We start from the raw sequence: 14,578 nt of genomic DNA on the forward strand, positions 1-14,578 counted from the left end.
GTTGAAACGATTGATTAATCAGTACTTTCTCAGCAACGGCAGCAGAATGAGGCAGCCGACGAACGCCATCACCACCAGGAACAGCAGGCCGTTATCCATATTGCCGGTGGCGGCGATCAACGCCCCCATCAGCACCGGCGCCAGCGCGCCGGCAAAATTGCCCAGTCCATTGAAAATGCCGCCGGCGGTGGCGCTGACCTTGCTGCTGGTCGCCTTCGCCAACAGCGCGAAAATATTCGGCGCGCCGGCGCCCCACATAAAGGTGCTGAAAGCCATGGCGGCGATCACGCTGTAAGTGCCCTGCAGGTGCAGCACCACCGCCAGGCCAAGGCCGGCGCCGCACAGCGACAGGAAGCAGGCCAGCGCACGCCGATCCAGCTTGTCCGACAGCCAGGCGCCCAGCACTTCACCGAGCAGCATGGCGATGAACGGCAGCGAAGAGAGGTAACCGGCATGTTCCAGATGAATGCCTTTGCCCTTGATCAGATAGCTCGGCAACCAGCCGTTCATGCCCCACAGGTAGGTCAGGAAGGCGATATTGAACAGGCAAATCATCCAGAAATGCGGGCTGCGCAACAGCTCGCGGCGATGCTGTTGGCGTTCGGACACCGCCGGCTTGGCCGCCGCCGCCGGACGCGACACGTTCAGGTGGCGCATGCCGAACAGCACCAGCAACATCACCGGCAGCGTCAGAAACGCCATAAAGAAGAAGGTGGCCTGCCAGTCGAAGGTATTGAGGATGTACAGGGTGACCGGGAAGCCGAGCGCGGCCCCGAGCGGCGTGCCGAGCAGCCACAGCATGGTGGCGCGCGCCTGCAGCTGCGGCGGGAAGGCCTGACGAATAATGGCGTAGGCCATCGGCAGCAGCGGCCCTTCGGCGATGCCGAGCAGAATGCGCAGCGTCATCATGGCGTGATAGGAGCGCACCAGCCCCATCAACACCATCAGCACGCCCCACACCACCATCATGCCAATCAATACTTTGACCGGATTAAGCCGATCGCCGATGCCGCTGAGCAGCATCGAGGAGATGCCGTAGGAGAACAGAAACGCGCTCATCAGCAACCCCAGCCGCGCCGGGTCAAAACCGATGCCCAGCGCCTGCTGAAACTCGGCGTCGGAAAACAGCGCCGCGATGCTGATTTTGTCGAAAAACGCCAGCAGCACGCAGGCGAACAGCGCGATCGGTACCGACCAGCGCACCCGCTGCTGCGGATTTTCGGCAACGGTTTCCCCCGCCCGTCCAGCGCGGGCGTCAATGTCTTGTGTAGTCATAAAACGCTCCCGAGGTTCGGGCGTTATTTCAACGCCATCAAAGAAAACTCCGCATCCGCCAGCTGCTGCGGATCCAGCACCCGGCCGCTCGCCAGCCAACGCTTGCCGAGCTTGATGGTGCGCGCGTCGTTGAACGCCACCATCTGCACCAGCTGCCGATCGGCGTTCAGCGTGAAGAACACCTGCGACTGCGGCGTGCGGCGCACCACATGGTGCACGCCGCCGCTCGGCACGCCGAGGATCTGGATATTGACGTCGTATTGATCCGACCAAAGCCAGGCCACGTCGTCATACGGAGCGGCGAAGGCGTCGAGCATTGCGCAGGCGGTGCTGATGGCCTGATTTTGCGCGTAGGCCCAGGACTGCAGGCACAGGCCGAGCGTCGGGTGGCGCGCCACATCGCCCGCGGCGAAGATTGCCGGATGGCTGGTGCGCCCCTGGCCGTCGACCACGATGCCGGACTCGATAGCCAGCCCGGCGCTGCGCGCCAGTTCGAGATTCAGCTCGACGCCGATCCCCACCACCACCAGGTCGAAGGCCTGCGGATCGCTGACTTCGCTGCCGATCCAGGCGGCGCCGTCGCGATCTTCCAGCGAGATCTCGCCGCAGCCGCACAACACCGTCACGCCCTGCCGGCGATGCAGTTCGAGCAACGCCTGTGAGACATCAGCGCCGACGCTGCGCATGCACAGCGCAGGCTGGCGCTCAAACACCGTCACCTCAACGCCGAGACGGCGCACAGAAGCGGCGATCTCCAGCCCGATCCAACCGCCGCCGACGATCGCCAGGCGACGGCAACTCTGCAGGCCCTGCCGCAACCGGGCCGCATCATCCCAGGAACGCAGCGTCATCACGCGCGGGTGCTGCGCCCAGGCGGCGCCCGGCAAACGCGGCCGCCCGCCGGTGGCGATCAGCAACTGCTCGAACTGCAGCCGTCGCCCGTCGCTGAGCGTGACGATTTGCTGTTCGGCGTCGATAGACTCGGCGCGCAGCGGGCGACGCCAGTCGATGTTCAGCTCCGCCACCGCCTGTTCGCTGAACAGCCGGCTCAGGGGAGCAGCGGCATCCAGCAGCGCCGCTTTCGACAGCGGCGGCCGCTCGTAAAAATCGTAGGGTTCGTCGCTTATCACCGTCAGCCGGCCGCTGTAACCCCGGTCACGCAGCGTCTTGGCCGCCCAACCGCCGGCCTGGCCGCCGCCGACGATGACAATGCCCGCCTGTTCCGGCCGGTTCATAACGCTTGCGCCTTTTTATGCTGGCGGCGCGTATCGTGATCGATGCCGCCTTCTACCGCCCATTCGGTGAAGGAGACCAGCGAATGTTCCAGCTCGCGCGGCTGCCAGTTTTCCGTCAGATAATCGTCGTTGGTGTAGTACTCGAACGCGCCGCCGGTCGGGCTGTTGACGTACCAGAAATACGCCGAGGAAATCGGGTGGCGGCCAGGGCCGATGAAGGTGCTCCACTGCTCTTTGTTCATGGCGATGCCGCCGCCGATCACTTCATGGATATCGCGCACGGTGAACGCCACATGGTTCAGGCCGCGTGGGCGGTTGGGCAGCTTCAGCAGGAACAGATTATGGTGACCACCGCGCGCCTGGGTGCGCAGGAAGACGGCGCGATCGATATAGCGATCGGAAACCTGGAAATCCAACAGCTCGCGGTAGAAACGCTCGGTCGCCGCCAGATCGTCAACGAAGAACACCACGTGGCCGATATTGATCGGCTGCGCCTGCGAGTAGACCGGGCTGGGTTGATCGATGCGGCGCACGTCGCCCCATTGGTTGATCGGCGTGACCGGCACTTCGACCGCCTGCTGGCGGCTGACGACGAAGCGCAGCGTCATGCCGTTGGGATCGCGGCATTCCAGCTCTTCCCCCACCTGACGAAAGCCGGGCATCAACGCCAAACGCGGCTGCAGACGCGCCAGATCCGCGGGCGATGCCACGCCCCAGGTCATGCGGCGCAGGGTGGAACCGCCTTCAAACGCCGCAGGCAGCGCCGCGCTTTGCAACGGGTGCAGAACGACCCGCGCCCCGCTCAGGGTAGTGAATTCGCGCTGCGGTTCGCCCCAATGTTGCGTGGCGGGCTGCAGGCCAAAGTCATGCATGAATTTTTCGCAGGTTGGCAGATCTTCGACGCCAAACTCCAGTTTTTCGATTCCGATTACGCTCATTGCTCAGCCTCACGTTCTCGCTGTATACGGTTTTCAGGCATGACTGAACCCCGGCCCCTGTTTGCTGTGGGCCTTATCCCTGCCTGAGTGAAAGAGTCGGTCCTGTCGGTTAGCCGACGTTGGCCTGCGGCGGCGCGCCGAGGAAGCCGGAAATTTTCTCCGCCGCATCGCGCACTTCCATGCGCAGCCGCTCGCGATCCGCTTTCGGGATCTCATCGGACGGCACCATGATGCTGACCACCGCCTCGACCCGCTGCTCACGGTTGAAGATCGGGTAGACGATCGAGGAGATGCCGTGGCGGAAGAATGATTCGCCGATCACATAGCCGCGCGCCTTGTCTTGCTGCACCATCTGCCACAGCGTTTCGCGATCCGCCGGGGTGCCCGGCGCGTTGCCCGGCAGCTGCTCGTCCGGATAGAGTTGCTCGAACTCGCTGCGGGTGGCGCTGGTCAACAACATGCGGCCAAGCGAGGTTTGGTGCACCGGCAAACGGGTGCCGACGCTGACCTGGTTGATCTGCGAACCGGCGGCGCTGACGCGAGCGATGTAGATCACGTCGCGCCCGTCGCGGATCGCCAGATGACTGCTGCACTGGCTGCGATCGCGCAACTGCTCGATCACCGGCTGGCCGGCCTGTGCCACATCCAGCGACGCGATGTATTCGAAGCCGAGGCGCAGCACCTTGATGCCGAGCGCAAAGGTGTTGGTGCGCGGATTGCGCTCCAGGAAGCCCAGGTGCTCGAGCGTCTGCACCACGCGGTAGGCGGTGGCCTTCGGCATATCAACCAGGCGATGCAACTCGGCAAAGGTCATTTCCTTATGCTGCTCGCCAAACGCCAGCAGCAACTGCAATCCGCGATCCAGTCCCGGGATCAGATACTTACATGCTTGCTCGTCCGCCATCTCTCGCTCCTGCGCTGTGCGCCTGCCCTGCGGGCCGTCAGTTGAATACGAAGCCGCCGTTGACCGGCAGCAGTTGGCCGGTGACGAAATCCGCCAGCGGCGACAGCAGATAAAGCACCGTGCCGTTCACATCGTCCGGATGCTGCGCCCCGGCCAGCGCGCGCCCCTGCTCATACAGCTGATGGCGCTCGGCGGGCACATACTCGGTGGCTTCCACCCGCGTCAGGCCCGGCGCAATAGCGTTGACGCAGATGCCCTGCGGGCCCAGCTCGCGCGCCATCGATCTCGTCATCGCGATCACCGCGCCTTTGCTGGCGACATAGGCCATCAGGCGCGGCGCGCCCCACAGCGCGGTGTCCGACGCCACGTTGACGATCTTGGCGTGCGGGTTGCGCGCCAGCAGCGGCACTGCCGCCTGGCTCACCAACCAGGTGCCGCGCACGTTGACCTGCATTACCCGATCCCACAGATCGATGTCGTATTCCATCATGGTTTTACCGCCGACGCCGGTCGCCAGCGCCGCGTTGTTCACCAGCCCGTCGATCCCGCCGCCTGTGGCGATCTTCTCGAACGCCGAACGGATCGAATCCGGTGAGGCCAGATCGATGATTTGCGTTTCCACCTGAGCGCCCTGCTCGCGCAACGCGGCGCCGCTCGCCGCCAGCTCATCCGCCAAAATGTCGCACATCACCACCTGCGCGCCGGCAGCGGCAATGGCGGCGGCGAAGCTGTAGCCCAGACCGCGCGCCGCGCCGGTGACCACGATGCGCTTGCCGTTCAGCAGGCCGTTCACTGCGCCGCCTCCCGCTCGCGCAGCGTCGCCAGCTGTTTCTGCGCCTCTTTCTGCATCAGGCGGCGCAGGCGCGACAGACCGACGTCGTGCTGGTACAGGTATTCGCGGCCACGGGCATTAGGCGCCATGTTTTCAAGCACGATGCGATCCTGCTCGAGGACGTCCCAATGCAATGATTCCAGGCGATTGCGATACATGAAGCGCCACATGTCGCGCTGCCAGTCTTTGACCTTACGGATGCGCCAGAAGAATACCCGGCAGTGATCCTTGTCTTCCGGCACCACCATACCGATGATCCAGAAGTGGCCGCCCGGCCCGAAACGTTTCTTGTACGGGATCGACAGACGCATCCAATACGCGCCGCTGTTGCCGAACTCCACCCAGTCGAAGTTGACGCCGATCTGGCCGTTTTTCTTGAAGATAAACCCGCTATCGGTCGGCTCCAGCCCCATGTCCGCCTTGCGATCCCCTTCCGCCATCGAGTGCGAGGAAGAGTGCAGGTAGGTGCCGTGCATCGGATCCATCACGTTTTCCAGGGCGTATTGGTAGTTGCAGTTCCAACTGGCGGTACACAAGAAGTGGCTGTACGACGCTTCGTCCGCCAGCTCTTGCGGGAAAGTCAGCTCCGCCGGCGCTTCATCCGCCGTCACGCCAAAATAGAGGAACACCGCGCCGTAGGCTTCTTTGGCCGGGTAAGCGCGCAGGCATTTTTGCCCCACCAGCGGGCAGCGATCCACCGCCGGCACGTCTTTCACCGTCCCGTCGCCGCCGACTTCCACCCCGTGATACCAACAGGCGATGCGATCGCCGAGGTTCCACCCCATGGAAAGCCGCGCGCCGCGGTGCGGGCAGCGATCTTCCAACGCGTGTATCTGGCCTTCACCGTCGCGCCACACCACGATTTGTTGCTCAAGGCGGGTGATGCCGACCGGGTTGTTGCCTACTTCCCAACTGGCCAGCACCGGATACCACATGCCGCGCAGCCCCTGGTCAAGATAGTCCTGCAAGCTCTGTTCGGAGGATGTTGTGTTTGCTGTCATTGTCTTCTCCCGGGTGTCGATCAGAAACCGTTAACGTGAAGGAATTCGCGGAACGTCGCCTCATTCCACGGCTGGCCGCTGCGATCGAACAGGCGGCGCTGATTCAACGCGCTGACGATCTGTTCCAGCTCTTCCGCGCCCTGATCGAAAATCGTTTCCAGCGCCGCCACCAGCGCGGTTTCGAAACCGTCCGGCACCCGGGCACGGTTTTGCCACACAACGTTGCGGAACTGGCCCGGCTGATGGATTTGACCGTTGCCGCCTTCGCGGGCCGGCGTCACCTGTTGGGTGTCCGGCAGCCAGGGATTGAAATCGGTGATGTGCTGCATGATTACTCCTCCGCGATAAAGGTGATCTGGATTTGGTTGTCGACCACCCGGGTGGGATAGGTTTGCAGATCGCGGCCGCCCGGCTCACGCAGGCACTGGCCGGTGCGCACGTCAAACAGCGCTTCGTGCAGTGGGCACTCAACCTTGCCGTCGTCTACAAACCCCTGGCTGAGCAAGGCGTAAGCATGCGGACAGACGTCTTCCAGCGCATAGTAGTTACCGTCGAGCAGGTAAACCCCGATCTCTTTGCCTTCCACTTTGCCGGAGAAAGGAAAATCTTCTTTCACCTGAGACACTTCGCACACATTCTTCCAGCTCATTGCTTTTATCCTCTATCTGATTGTTTCATATATGAAACTCAGTTTCTTATTTAATACAGTCACTATAAGTCTGGCGAAACTTTCGTCAAGCGAGCGGCGCGGCAAATGTTAATGAAAGGTTGTTTAAAAATGACAAATGCGGGAAGGATCACGAAATAATGCACCGATATGAAAAACCTATGTCAGTTGTGCGCTCTTCAGCTAGTTTATGGCAAAAATTGCGTTGATCCTGGCGGCGCATTGCGCGTAAAAGAGTGCTCTCGCTGTCTTTTACACCCAATTTTATAACAATAAATTTACATAAATCGGCCTCATCCCCGCGTTTGCGCGTAATGGCATCCGCAGGTGAGTTTACTGCTGCCTGAATTCGTCAACCGCTCGCACTGAGGAACGCGCCGTGCAACAACGTCAACGCTGGTTTGGGGTGATCGCCCTGCTGTTTCTGATCGTTATCGCCTATGCGGATCGGGTCAATATCGCCGTGATGTTGGTCAATCCCGACTTCCTGCAACACTTCCAACTCGGCGGCGACCGCGCCCACCAGGGCACGCTGATGACGGTGTTTTTGCTCGGCTACGGTCTGTCCGCCATGTTGCTGACGCCGTTTCTGGAAACGCTGATGGGTTATCGCCGCGCGCTGACGCTGAGCGTGGTGCTGTGGGCGCTGCTCACCGCCGCGTCGCCGCTGGCGGGATCGCTGATGCTGCTGTGCGTGGTGCGCGCGCTGCTTGGCGTCAGCGAGGGGCCGCTGTTCTCGCTGAAGACCATGTACATCAGCGATCATTTCGCCGCCGACGAGCGCGGCAAGCCCAACGCCATCAGCGCGCTGGGCGTTTCGTTGGGGCTGGTGCTCGGCTTTCCGCTGGTGAGTTTTCTGATGGCGCACTTCGGCTGGGCGATGTCGTTTCACCTGCTGGCGTTGCTCAACCTGCTGCTGGGGCTGGCGCTGGTGCGGCTGTTCGTTCATCCCCTCGCCCTGCCTTCACCCTCGCGCCCTGCTGCTCCGCAACCGGTGCTGAGCCGCGTCTGGCACACCTTTACGCTGGCCTGGCGCACGCCAATGCTCGGCTGGATCCTGCTGATCGAGATCGCCACGCTCAGCTATCTGTGGGGCTCCAGCTCCTGGTTGCCGGCGTATCTGACCGATGAAAAGGGGTTCTCCATCAAGCAGATGGGCTGGATGGCCGCGCTGCCTTTCATCGTCAGCATCGCCTCCAAATACCTCGGCGGCGTGTTGCTCGATCGTATCCGTCCTTATCAAGCGCCGCTGATCTTCGTCTGCGGCGGCGCAGCGACCGCGCTGTGCATCTATGGCGTGATGAACAGCCATCAGCTTGGCTGGATCGCCTTCTTCCTGCTGGCGGCCAATGCCTGTTGGGGCGCGCAGGGCGCGGCGATCCCTACCCTGCTGCAACATTATGCGCGGCCGGAGGCGGTCGGCAGCGCCTATGGGCTGATCAACGGCATCGGCAATCTGTTTTCGGCGTTTGTGCCGATGGCGATGGGCATGGTGATGGCCAGCCAGGGTAAGGTGTCTTCAGGCTTTGCGGTGCTGATCGCCTCGCAGTTGCTGACATTGCTGGCAGGCGGCGCACTGTTTGGCCGCATGTTGCTGGCGCGGCAGGTGAAGCGGGCATAGCCTGTTCCCGCACCGTTGCGGCAGAGAAAGCCAATGGCCTTGAGAGGGTGCTCATGGATCTGGACGCCATCAACCAGCAGACGGGGGACATCCCCCGTCGCCGGGTTGCCTTACCGTTCGGATTCGTAAGCCAAAATGGCCGCAACCTCCGTAGTGCCCGTTCGGATCCGCAGCTCGCACAGCGTGCTACGGGTTATCCATGCCAGTGATATTACCGTGGCACAAATAACCACCAGTTTTAACAGGCTCCGTTTGTTCGGCATCATGCCTTCTTCTCCTTGCCTCGCGGCGGGTAAGAGGCTAACTTAACGTTGCTGGCGTTAGAGTAGGCCTCGGGTTGATGAATATCGACTCGGGGCTTTTCTCTTTGTACCTTTCACGCAGGCTCTAGATACAAAGATCCAGAGCACCCGCCCGCAGTATATTCATCCTCCCCGTTATCCCGGTTCCTTTTTACTGACTCCGTTTCATTTCTGCGCAAAATTGCGCAAAGGCGTTGCAACAGACTGAAAATCGCCGCACGGATGGCGACAAATGAAATAAAAAAAGCGGCCCCCATACGATGGGAGCCGCTTTTTCAGCGAGGCGTGGCCTGGCGTCAGGCGTGTTTCTTGGCCGCCTGCAGGTACAGCATCTCCAGACCCAACGTCGCCGCGGCCAGCGCGGTGATCTCGGACTGGTCATAGGCCGGCGCCACTTCCACTACGTCCATGCCGACGATATTCAGCGACTGCATGCCGCGCACCAGTTTCAGCGCGCGATCGGAAGTCAGGCCGCCGATCACCGGCGTGCCGGTGCCCGGTGCGAACGCCGGATCCAGGCAGTCGATGTCGAAGGTCAGGTACACCGGCATATCGCCGACGATGCCTTTGATCTGGGTCAGCAGGTCGTCCACGCTGCGATCGTTCACCTGCGCGGCGTCCAGTACGGTAAAGCCATTGTCGTGATCGAACTCGGTGCGAATGCCGATCTGCACCGAGTGATGCGGGTCGATCAGGCCTTCGTTCGGCGCATGATAGAACATGGTGCCGTGGTCGAACTTGCTGCCGTTGGCGTAGGTATCGGTATGGGCGTCAAAGTGCACCAGCGCCAGCTTGCCGAAATGCTTGGCGTGCGCACGCAGCAGCGGCAGGGTGACGAAGTGGTCGCCGCCGAACGAGAGCATGCGCTTACCGGCCTTCAGCAGTTTCTCCGCGTGCGCCTGCAGCTTGTCGCTCATGTCCTGCGCATCGCCGAAGTTGAACACGATGTCGCCGCAGTCAACCACGTTCAGGCGATCGCGCAGATCGAAGCTCCACGGCCAACGGTTGCCTTCCCAAGCCAGGTTGGTGGACACCTGGCGGATGGCCGCCGGGCCGTGACGGCCGCCGGCGCGACCGGAGGTCGCCATGTCAAACGGAATGCCGGTGATGACCCACTCTGCATCGCTGTCGTAAGGCATGAAGTTCAGCGGAAAGCGCAGGAAACCAAAGGCGTTGGACACTAATGAATTATCGGACTGATGGCCTAAGGTGCTCATAGTAAACCCTCGTAGTTCAACAAGTTGCCGGGCGCAGACGCCGGGCCGTGACAAAAAAAAATCCCTCCCGCGTCGTTAGCCCGACGAGAAAGGGATTTATTCGATGTGTGTTTCGGTGCTACCGATACGGCAGATTATGGCCGCATTTTGTTCATGCTTCAAGGGGGCCGATATCGCCCCCCTGAAGAAGGCGGTTACTCGTCTTCCAGATACGTGTAGCCGTACAAGCCAGCTTCAAACTCTTCCAGGAACTGCGCCTGCAGCTCGCTGTCCAGATCGGTTTCTTTGACTTGATCGCGGAACTTGGACAGCAGCGCGCTCGGATCGAGCTGCACGTACTCCAGCATATCCGCCACGGTATCGCCCTCGTCGGACAGCTCGGTCTCGACGCTGCCGTCCGGGAACACGTACACGTCAACCGAGGCGGTGTCGCCGAACAGGTTGTGCATGTTGCCGAGGATCTCCTGGTACGCGCCGACCATGAAGAAGCCCAACGCCGGCGGGTTCTCCGGATCGTATGGCGGCATCGGCATGGTGGTCGCCACGCCGTCGCCGTCGACGTAATGGTCGATGGTGCCGTCGGAATCGCAGGTGATGTCGAGCAGCACCGCACGGCCTTCCGGCGGCTTATCCAACCCTTCCAGCGGCAGCACCGGGAACAGCTGATCGATGCCCCAGGCATCCGGCATCGACTGGAACAGCGAGAAGTTGACGTAGAACTTGTCCGCCATGCGCTCTTGCAGTTCGTCGATGATCGGGCGGTGTGCGCGGTTGCTCGGATCGAGCTGCTGCTGGATCTTGTTGCAGATGTTCAGATACAGCTGCTCGGCCCAGGCGCGCTTGGTCAGGTCCAGCATGCCGTGCGCGTATTGGGTATGCACGTCGTGCAGATCCATCTGGCTGTCGTGCAGCCATTCGCGCAGCGAGCGGCGGTTTTCCGGCTCGTTCATTTCCAGCCAGGTTTCCCACATGCTTTCCAGCGCGCGCGGCGCGTCGGCTTCCGGCGGCTGCGGTTCGCTGAACTCGTTGCGCTCTACGCCGATCACGTTGGAGACCAGCACCGTGTGGTGCGCGGTCACGGCGCGACCGGACTCGGTGATCACCGTCGGGTGCGGCAGGCCGTGTTCGTTACAGGCGTCGCCGATGCCCCAAATCACGTTGTTGGCGTATTCGTTCAGGCCGTAGTTGACCGAGCAATCGGACTGCGAACGAGTGCCTTCGTAGTCGACGCCCAAGCCGCCGCCCACGTCGAAGCACTGAATGTTGACGCCCAGCTTGTGCAGCTCAACGTAGAAGCGCGCCGATTCGCGCACGCCGGTGGCGATGTCGCGAATATTGGCCAGCTGCGAACCCAAATGGAAGTGCAGCAGCTGCAGGCTGTCGAGGCGGCCCGCTTCACGCAGGGTTTCCACCAGCTTCAGCACCTGCACCGCCGCCAGACCGAACTTGGATTTTTCGCCGCCGCTCGACTGCCATTTGCCGGAGCCTTGCGATGCCAGACGCGCACGCACGCCCAGGCGCGGTATGACGTTCAGCCGCTCGGCTTCTTCCAGCACCAGATTGATCTCGGACATCTTCTCGATCACCAGGTACACCTTGTGCCCCAGCTTTTCCCCGATCAGCGCCAGACGAATATATTCACGATCTTTATAACCATTACAGACGATCACCGATCGGGTCATGCCGGCATGCGCCAGCACCGCCATCAGTTCGGCCTTGGAGCCGGCTTCCAGCCCCAGCGGTTCGCCGGAGTTCACCAGCGATTCAATCACGCGGCGATGTTGGTTCACCTTGATCGGATACACCAGGAAATAGCCGCCCTGGTAACCGAAGGACTCACGCGCGCGTTTGAACGCGGCGTTGATAGAGCGCAGGCGATGCTGAAGGATCTGCGGGAAGCAGAACAGTGCCGGCAGACGTTGGCCGTCTTTCTGGCGCGTTTTCACCAGTTCTGCCAGATCGACGCGCGCCTGCGGGACATCCGGATCCGGGCACACGCTGATATGGCCCAGCTCGTTGACGTCATAGTAATTGTTGCCCCAGTAGGCGACGTTATAAGTACGCAGCATCTTGCTGGCATTACGATCATTCATGGCAACCTCCTGCATGGAGCGCAAAGATAAAGACTCGCCCGCAACCGGCGGACGGTGAATCAACAGATCATCAGACATGGTTCGCCTCACATTCCGTACTGACGAAACCGTCAGCCACTATCGCAGCTACAACCCGCGAGAACAACCCAACAAGCCGCGCCGGCGGCAGCGAAGAGAACTGCCGTTCGCGGTCAGCGATCGGTTTATCACTCATATAATTGTAAGACACCCTGTTCAAACCTCGTGAATCGGGCCAAGAAACATCCCACAGGAAGGCTGCAGGCTACCCTTGTTCAGTTCTTCAGACGACCGTTAGCCGGCCCGAGAATCCTGAGTAGCGGCCAAGTGTTTATCGCACCTGGTAAGTGACAGAGAGACAAGACGGGAAATAGCAGAAGAATGTGCGCCAGAACGGCACTGCTGTTGAGAACCAACAACCGGTAGACAACGGATCATTAATCCAACCACCTCCACGCGCGCCGTTCACAGTGAACGACCCAGCCTCTAAAATAGTGTAAGAACGTGACCGTTCGATGAAGCGGCGGCGCCACGGCGAACGCCCGCGACGGATAATAGCGCAATGCCGACGAATGCAAAGCGGAAGTTTACCGTACCTTCCCCCACGCCAGACCGCCGTACTGTGCAGCAAATGAACCGCGCGCGCAGTTTATACCGGTAAGCAGGTTAAAAAGCAAAATGAAAATTCGCCGAAAACTGTTTCAAGCGATGAAAATGGCGCCAACCCGTTTGCGCAAAAGAGCGAAAGCGCAAAAAATTACTGGCAATCTGGCTAAACCCTGACCTAAAATAGACGTCCAGATGTTAATCCATCTATACTGGTTAACTGATAAACTGCTTAACGGCTTTGCCTGAGGGGCGTTGCAGGATGCATCTCGCGCCATCAGCGGAAGACCCTTCGCTTCGATGCCGGATCTCCAGCGCTGTGCAGTAATTTCTAACCCGTCTTATGCAAGGTAAAGAACACAATGGCTAAACACCTCTTCACGTCCGAATCCGTCTCCGAAGGACATCCAGATAAAATCGCCGATCAGATCTCCGATGCCGTCCTCGACGCCATCCTGGAACAAGATCCGAAAGCGCGCGTCGCCTGCGAAACTTACGTGAAAACCGGTATGGTGCTGGTCGGCGGTGAAATCACCACCAGCGCCTGGGTCGATATCGAAGAGATCACCCGCAAGACCGTGCGCGAGATCGGCTACGTTCATTCGGACATGGGCTTTGACGCCAACTCCTGCGCAGTGTTGAGCGCCATCGGCAAGCAATCCCCGGATATCAATCAGGGCGTTGACCGTACCGATCCTCTCGAGCAGGGCGCCGGCGATCAGGGCTTGATGTTTGGCTACGCCACCAATGAAACCGACGTGCTGATGCCTGCGCCTGTCACCTACGCGCACCGTCTGGTGCAGCGCCAATCCGAAGTGCGTAAGAACGGCACCCTGCCGTGGCTGCGCCCGGACGCGAAGAGCCAGGTGACCTTCCAATACGACGACGGCAAAATCGTCGGCATCGACGCCGTCGTTCTGTCCACCCAGCACTCAGAAGACATTTCGCTGAAAGATCTGCAAGAAGCGGTGATGGAAGAGATCATCAAGTCGGTACTGCCGGCGGAATGGCTGACAGCGGGCACCAAATACCACATCAACCCGACCGGCCGTTTCGTTATCGGCGGCCCGATGGGCGACTGCGGCCTGACCGGCCGTAAGATCATCGTCGACACCTACGGCGGCATGGCTCGCCACGGCGGCGGTGCCTTCTCCGGTAAGGACCCGTCCAAGGTTGACCGTTCCGCGGCATACGCGGCGCGCTACGTGGCGAAAAACATCGTCGCCGCCGGCCTGGCCGATCGCTGCGAGATCCAGGTGTCTTACGCTATCGGCGTAGCGGAACCGACCTCCATCATGGTGGAAACCTTCGGTACCGAGAAAGTGCCAACCGAACAACTGACGCTGCTGGTGCGCGAATTCTTCGATCTGCGCCCATACGGCCTGATCCAGATGATGGATCTGCTGCAGCCGATCTACCGCGAAACCGCCGCCTACGGCCACTTCGGCCGCGAACACTTCCCATGGGAAGCGACCGACAAAGCTGCGCAGCTGCGCGATGCCGCCGGCCTGAAATAAGCCCCGACATCAACATGAAAAACGGCGAGCCAAGGCTCGCCGTTTTTTTTGAACGGATGGGTGCTCATGGATCAACGCATCGACTGCCGGCCGGCGGAGGCAAGGCCCCCGCCGCCGGGTTGCCTTACCGTTCGGATTCGTAAGCCAAAATGGCCGCAACCTCCGTAGTGCCCGATCGGATACGCAGCTCACACAGCGTGCTGCGGGTTATCCATGCCAGTGATATTACCGTGGCACAAATAACCACCAATTTTAACAGGCTCCGTTTGTTCGGCATCATGCCTTCTTCTCCTTGCCTCGCGGCGGGTAAGAGGCTAACTTAACGTTGTGATGCGTTAGAGTAGGCCTCGGG

Annotated in this window: 14 protein-coding genes; 2 read left to right on the forward strand and 12 right to left on the reverse strand. The window is 60.9% G+C overall.

Annotated features, from left to right (window positions below):
* Window positions 1–18 precede the first annotated feature (18 nt).
* The 8 genes from CPH57_RS17000 to CPH57_RS17035 all read right to left on the reverse strand — a co-directional run bounded on the left by CPH57_RS17000 (window position 19) and on the right by CPH57_RS17035 (window position 6,834).
* A complete protein-coding gene (locus tag CPH57_RS17000; protein ID WP_033652738.1) occupies window positions 19–1,275 on the reverse strand; it encodes an MFS transporter in 1,257 nt (418 codons plus the stop codon).
* A 23-nt stretch (window positions 1,276–1,298) separates the two neighbouring features.
* Window positions 1,299–2,510: an NAD(P)/FAD-dependent oxidoreductase gene (locus tag CPH57_RS17005; RefSeq protein WP_096242587.1), complete on the reverse strand. Its 1,212-nt coding sequence runs from the start codon at window positions 2,508–2,510 to the stop codon at window positions 1,299–1,301.
* Window positions 2,507–3,448, reverse strand: coding sequence for a VOC family protein (locus CPH57_RS17010; RefSeq protein ID WP_047573726.1), 942 nt, complete (start codon window positions 3,446–3,448; stop codon window positions 2,507–2,509). The genes CPH57_RS17005 and CPH57_RS17010 overlap by 4 nt, the downstream gene beginning before the upstream one ends.
* 109 nt (window positions 3,449–3,557) lie before the next feature.
* Window positions 3,558–4,352 carry an IclR family transcriptional regulator gene (locus tag CPH57_RS17015; RefSeq protein WP_033639418.1) on the reverse strand — a complete coding sequence of 265 codons (795 nt, stop codon included), beginning with the start codon at window positions 4,350–4,352 and terminating at the stop codon, window positions 3,558–3,560.
* Window positions 4,353–4,389: 37 nt separating this feature from the next.
* Window positions 4,390–5,145, reverse strand: a complete 756-nt coding sequence (locus tag CPH57_RS17020) for an SDR family oxidoreductase (protein ID WP_033644716.1) — start codon at window positions 5,143–5,145, stop codon at window positions 4,390–4,392.
* The gene (locus tag CPH57_RS17025; RefSeq protein WP_033652735.1) at window positions 5,142–6,185 is read right to left on the reverse strand and encodes an aromatic ring-hydroxylating dioxygenase subunit alpha; all 1,044 of its coding nucleotides are present in this window, start codon (window positions 6,183–6,185) and stop codon (window positions 5,142–5,144) included. The genes CPH57_RS17020 and CPH57_RS17025 overlap by 4 nt, the downstream gene beginning before the upstream one ends.
* A 20-nt stretch (window positions 6,186–6,205) precedes the next feature.
* Complete coding sequence (locus CPH57_RS17030; protein WP_019456046.1) at window positions 6,206–6,514, reverse strand: recombinase-like helix-turn-helix domain-containing protein; 309 nt, start codon at window positions 6,512–6,514, stop codon at window positions 6,206–6,208.
* Between the two features lie 2 nt (window positions 6,515–6,516).
* Entirely contained in the window at window positions 6,517–6,834 is a 318-nt protein-coding gene (locus tag CPH57_RS17035; protein WP_004937614.1) for a non-heme iron oxygenase ferredoxin subunit, read from the reverse strand.
* Between the two features lie 397 nt (window positions 6,835–7,231).
* On the opposite strand from CPH57_RS17035, the gene CPH57_RS17040 reads away from it, so the two are divergent.
* Entirely contained in the window at window positions 7,232–8,473 is a 1,242-nt protein-coding gene (locus CPH57_RS17040) for an MFS transporter (RefSeq protein ID WP_096242588.1), read from the forward strand.
* A gap of 110 nt (window positions 8,474–8,583) precedes the next feature.
* Here CPH57_RS17040 and CPH57_RS17045 read toward each other — a convergent pair whose 3' ends face one another.
* The 3 genes from CPH57_RS17045 to speA form a co-directional block, all read right to left on the reverse strand.
* Window positions 8,584–8,736, reverse strand: a complete 153-nt coding sequence (locus tag CPH57_RS17045) for a Hok/Gef family protein (protein WP_172428026.1) — start codon at window positions 8,734–8,736, stop codon at window positions 8,584–8,586.
* A 335-nt stretch (window positions 8,737–9,071) separates the two neighbouring features.
* On the reverse strand, window positions 9,072–9,992 hold the full coding sequence (gene speB / locus CPH57_RS17050; RefSeq protein ID WP_004937606.1) for an agmatinase: 921 nt from the start codon (window positions 9,990–9,992) through the stop codon (window positions 9,072–9,074).
* Window positions 9,993–10,186: 194 nt separating this feature from the next.
* Complete coding sequence (gene speA, locus CPH57_RS17060; RefSeq protein ID WP_028127388.1) at window positions 10,187–12,163, reverse strand: biosynthetic arginine decarboxylase; 1,977 nt, start codon at window positions 12,161–12,163, stop codon at window positions 10,187–10,189.
* 908 nt (window positions 12,164–13,071) lie between these two features.
* Here speA and metK point away from each other — a divergent pair.
* Window positions 13,072–14,226 carry a methionine adenosyltransferase gene (gene metK, locus CPH57_RS17065; protein ID WP_096242589.1) on the forward strand — a complete coding sequence of 385 codons (1,155 nt, stop codon included), beginning with the start codon at window positions 13,072–13,074 and terminating at the stop codon, window positions 14,224–14,226.
* Window positions 14,227–14,350: 124 nt separating this feature from the next.
* Here metK and CPH57_RS17070 read toward each other — a convergent pair whose 3' ends face one another.
* Window positions 14,351–14,503: a Hok/Gef family protein gene (locus CPH57_RS17070; RefSeq protein ID WP_004937610.1), complete on the reverse strand. Its 153-nt coding sequence runs from the start codon at window positions 14,501–14,503 to the stop codon at window positions 14,351–14,353.
* Window positions 14,504–14,578: the final 75 nt, after the last annotated feature.

Source organism: Serratia sp. JKS000199, from assembly GCF_900215455.1.
In the GTDB taxonomy this organism is placed as follows: Bacteria; Pseudomonadota; Gammaproteobacteria; order Enterobacterales; family Enterobacteriaceae; genus Serratia; species Serratia ureilytica.

Coding starts and splice junctions, on each gene's coding strand:
- CPH57_RS17000 (WP_033652738.1), bottom strand. CDS start 1,275: ATGACTACACAAGACATTGACGCCCGCGCTGGACGGGCGGGGGAAACC.
- CPH57_RS17005 (WP_096242587.1), bottom strand. CDS start 2,510: ATGAACCGGCCGGAACAGGCGGGCATTGTCATCGTCGGCGGCGGCCAG.
- CPH57_RS17010 (WP_047573726.1), bottom strand. CDS start 3,448: ATGAGCGTAATCGGAATCGAAAAACTGGAGTTTGGCGTCGAAGATCTG.
- CPH57_RS17015 (WP_033639418.1), bottom strand. CDS start 4,352: ATGGCGGACGAGCAAGCATGTAAGTATCTGATCCCGGGACTGGATCGC.
- CPH57_RS17025 (WP_033652735.1), bottom strand. CDS start 6,185: ATGACAGCAAACACAACATCCTCCGAACAGAGCTTGCAGGACTATCTT.
- CPH57_RS17030 (WP_019456046.1), bottom strand. CDS start 6,514: ATGCAGCACATCACCGATTTCAATCCCTGGCTGCCGGACACCCAACAG.
- CPH57_RS17035 (WP_004937614.1), bottom strand. CDS start 6,834: ATGAGCTGGAAGAATGTGTGCGAAGTGTCTCAGGTGAAAGAAGATTTT.
- CPH57_RS17045 (WP_172428026.1), bottom strand. CDS start 8,736: ATGCCGAACAAACGGAGCCTGTTAAAACTGGTGGTTATTTGTGCCACG.
- speB (WP_004937606.1), bottom strand. CDS start 9,992: ATGAGCACCTTAGGCCATCAGTCCGATAATTCATTAGTGTCCAACGCC.
- speA (WP_028127388.1), bottom strand. CDS start 12,163: ATGTCTGATGATCTGTTGATTCACCGTCCGCCGGTTGCGGGCGAGTCT.
- metK (WP_096242589.1), top strand. CDS start 13,072: ATGGCTAAACACCTCTTCACGTCCGAATCCGTCTCCGAAGGACATCCA.
- CPH57_RS17070 (WP_004937610.1), bottom strand. CDS start 14,503: ATGCCGAACAAACGGAGCCTGTTAAAATTGGTGGTTATTTGTGCCACG.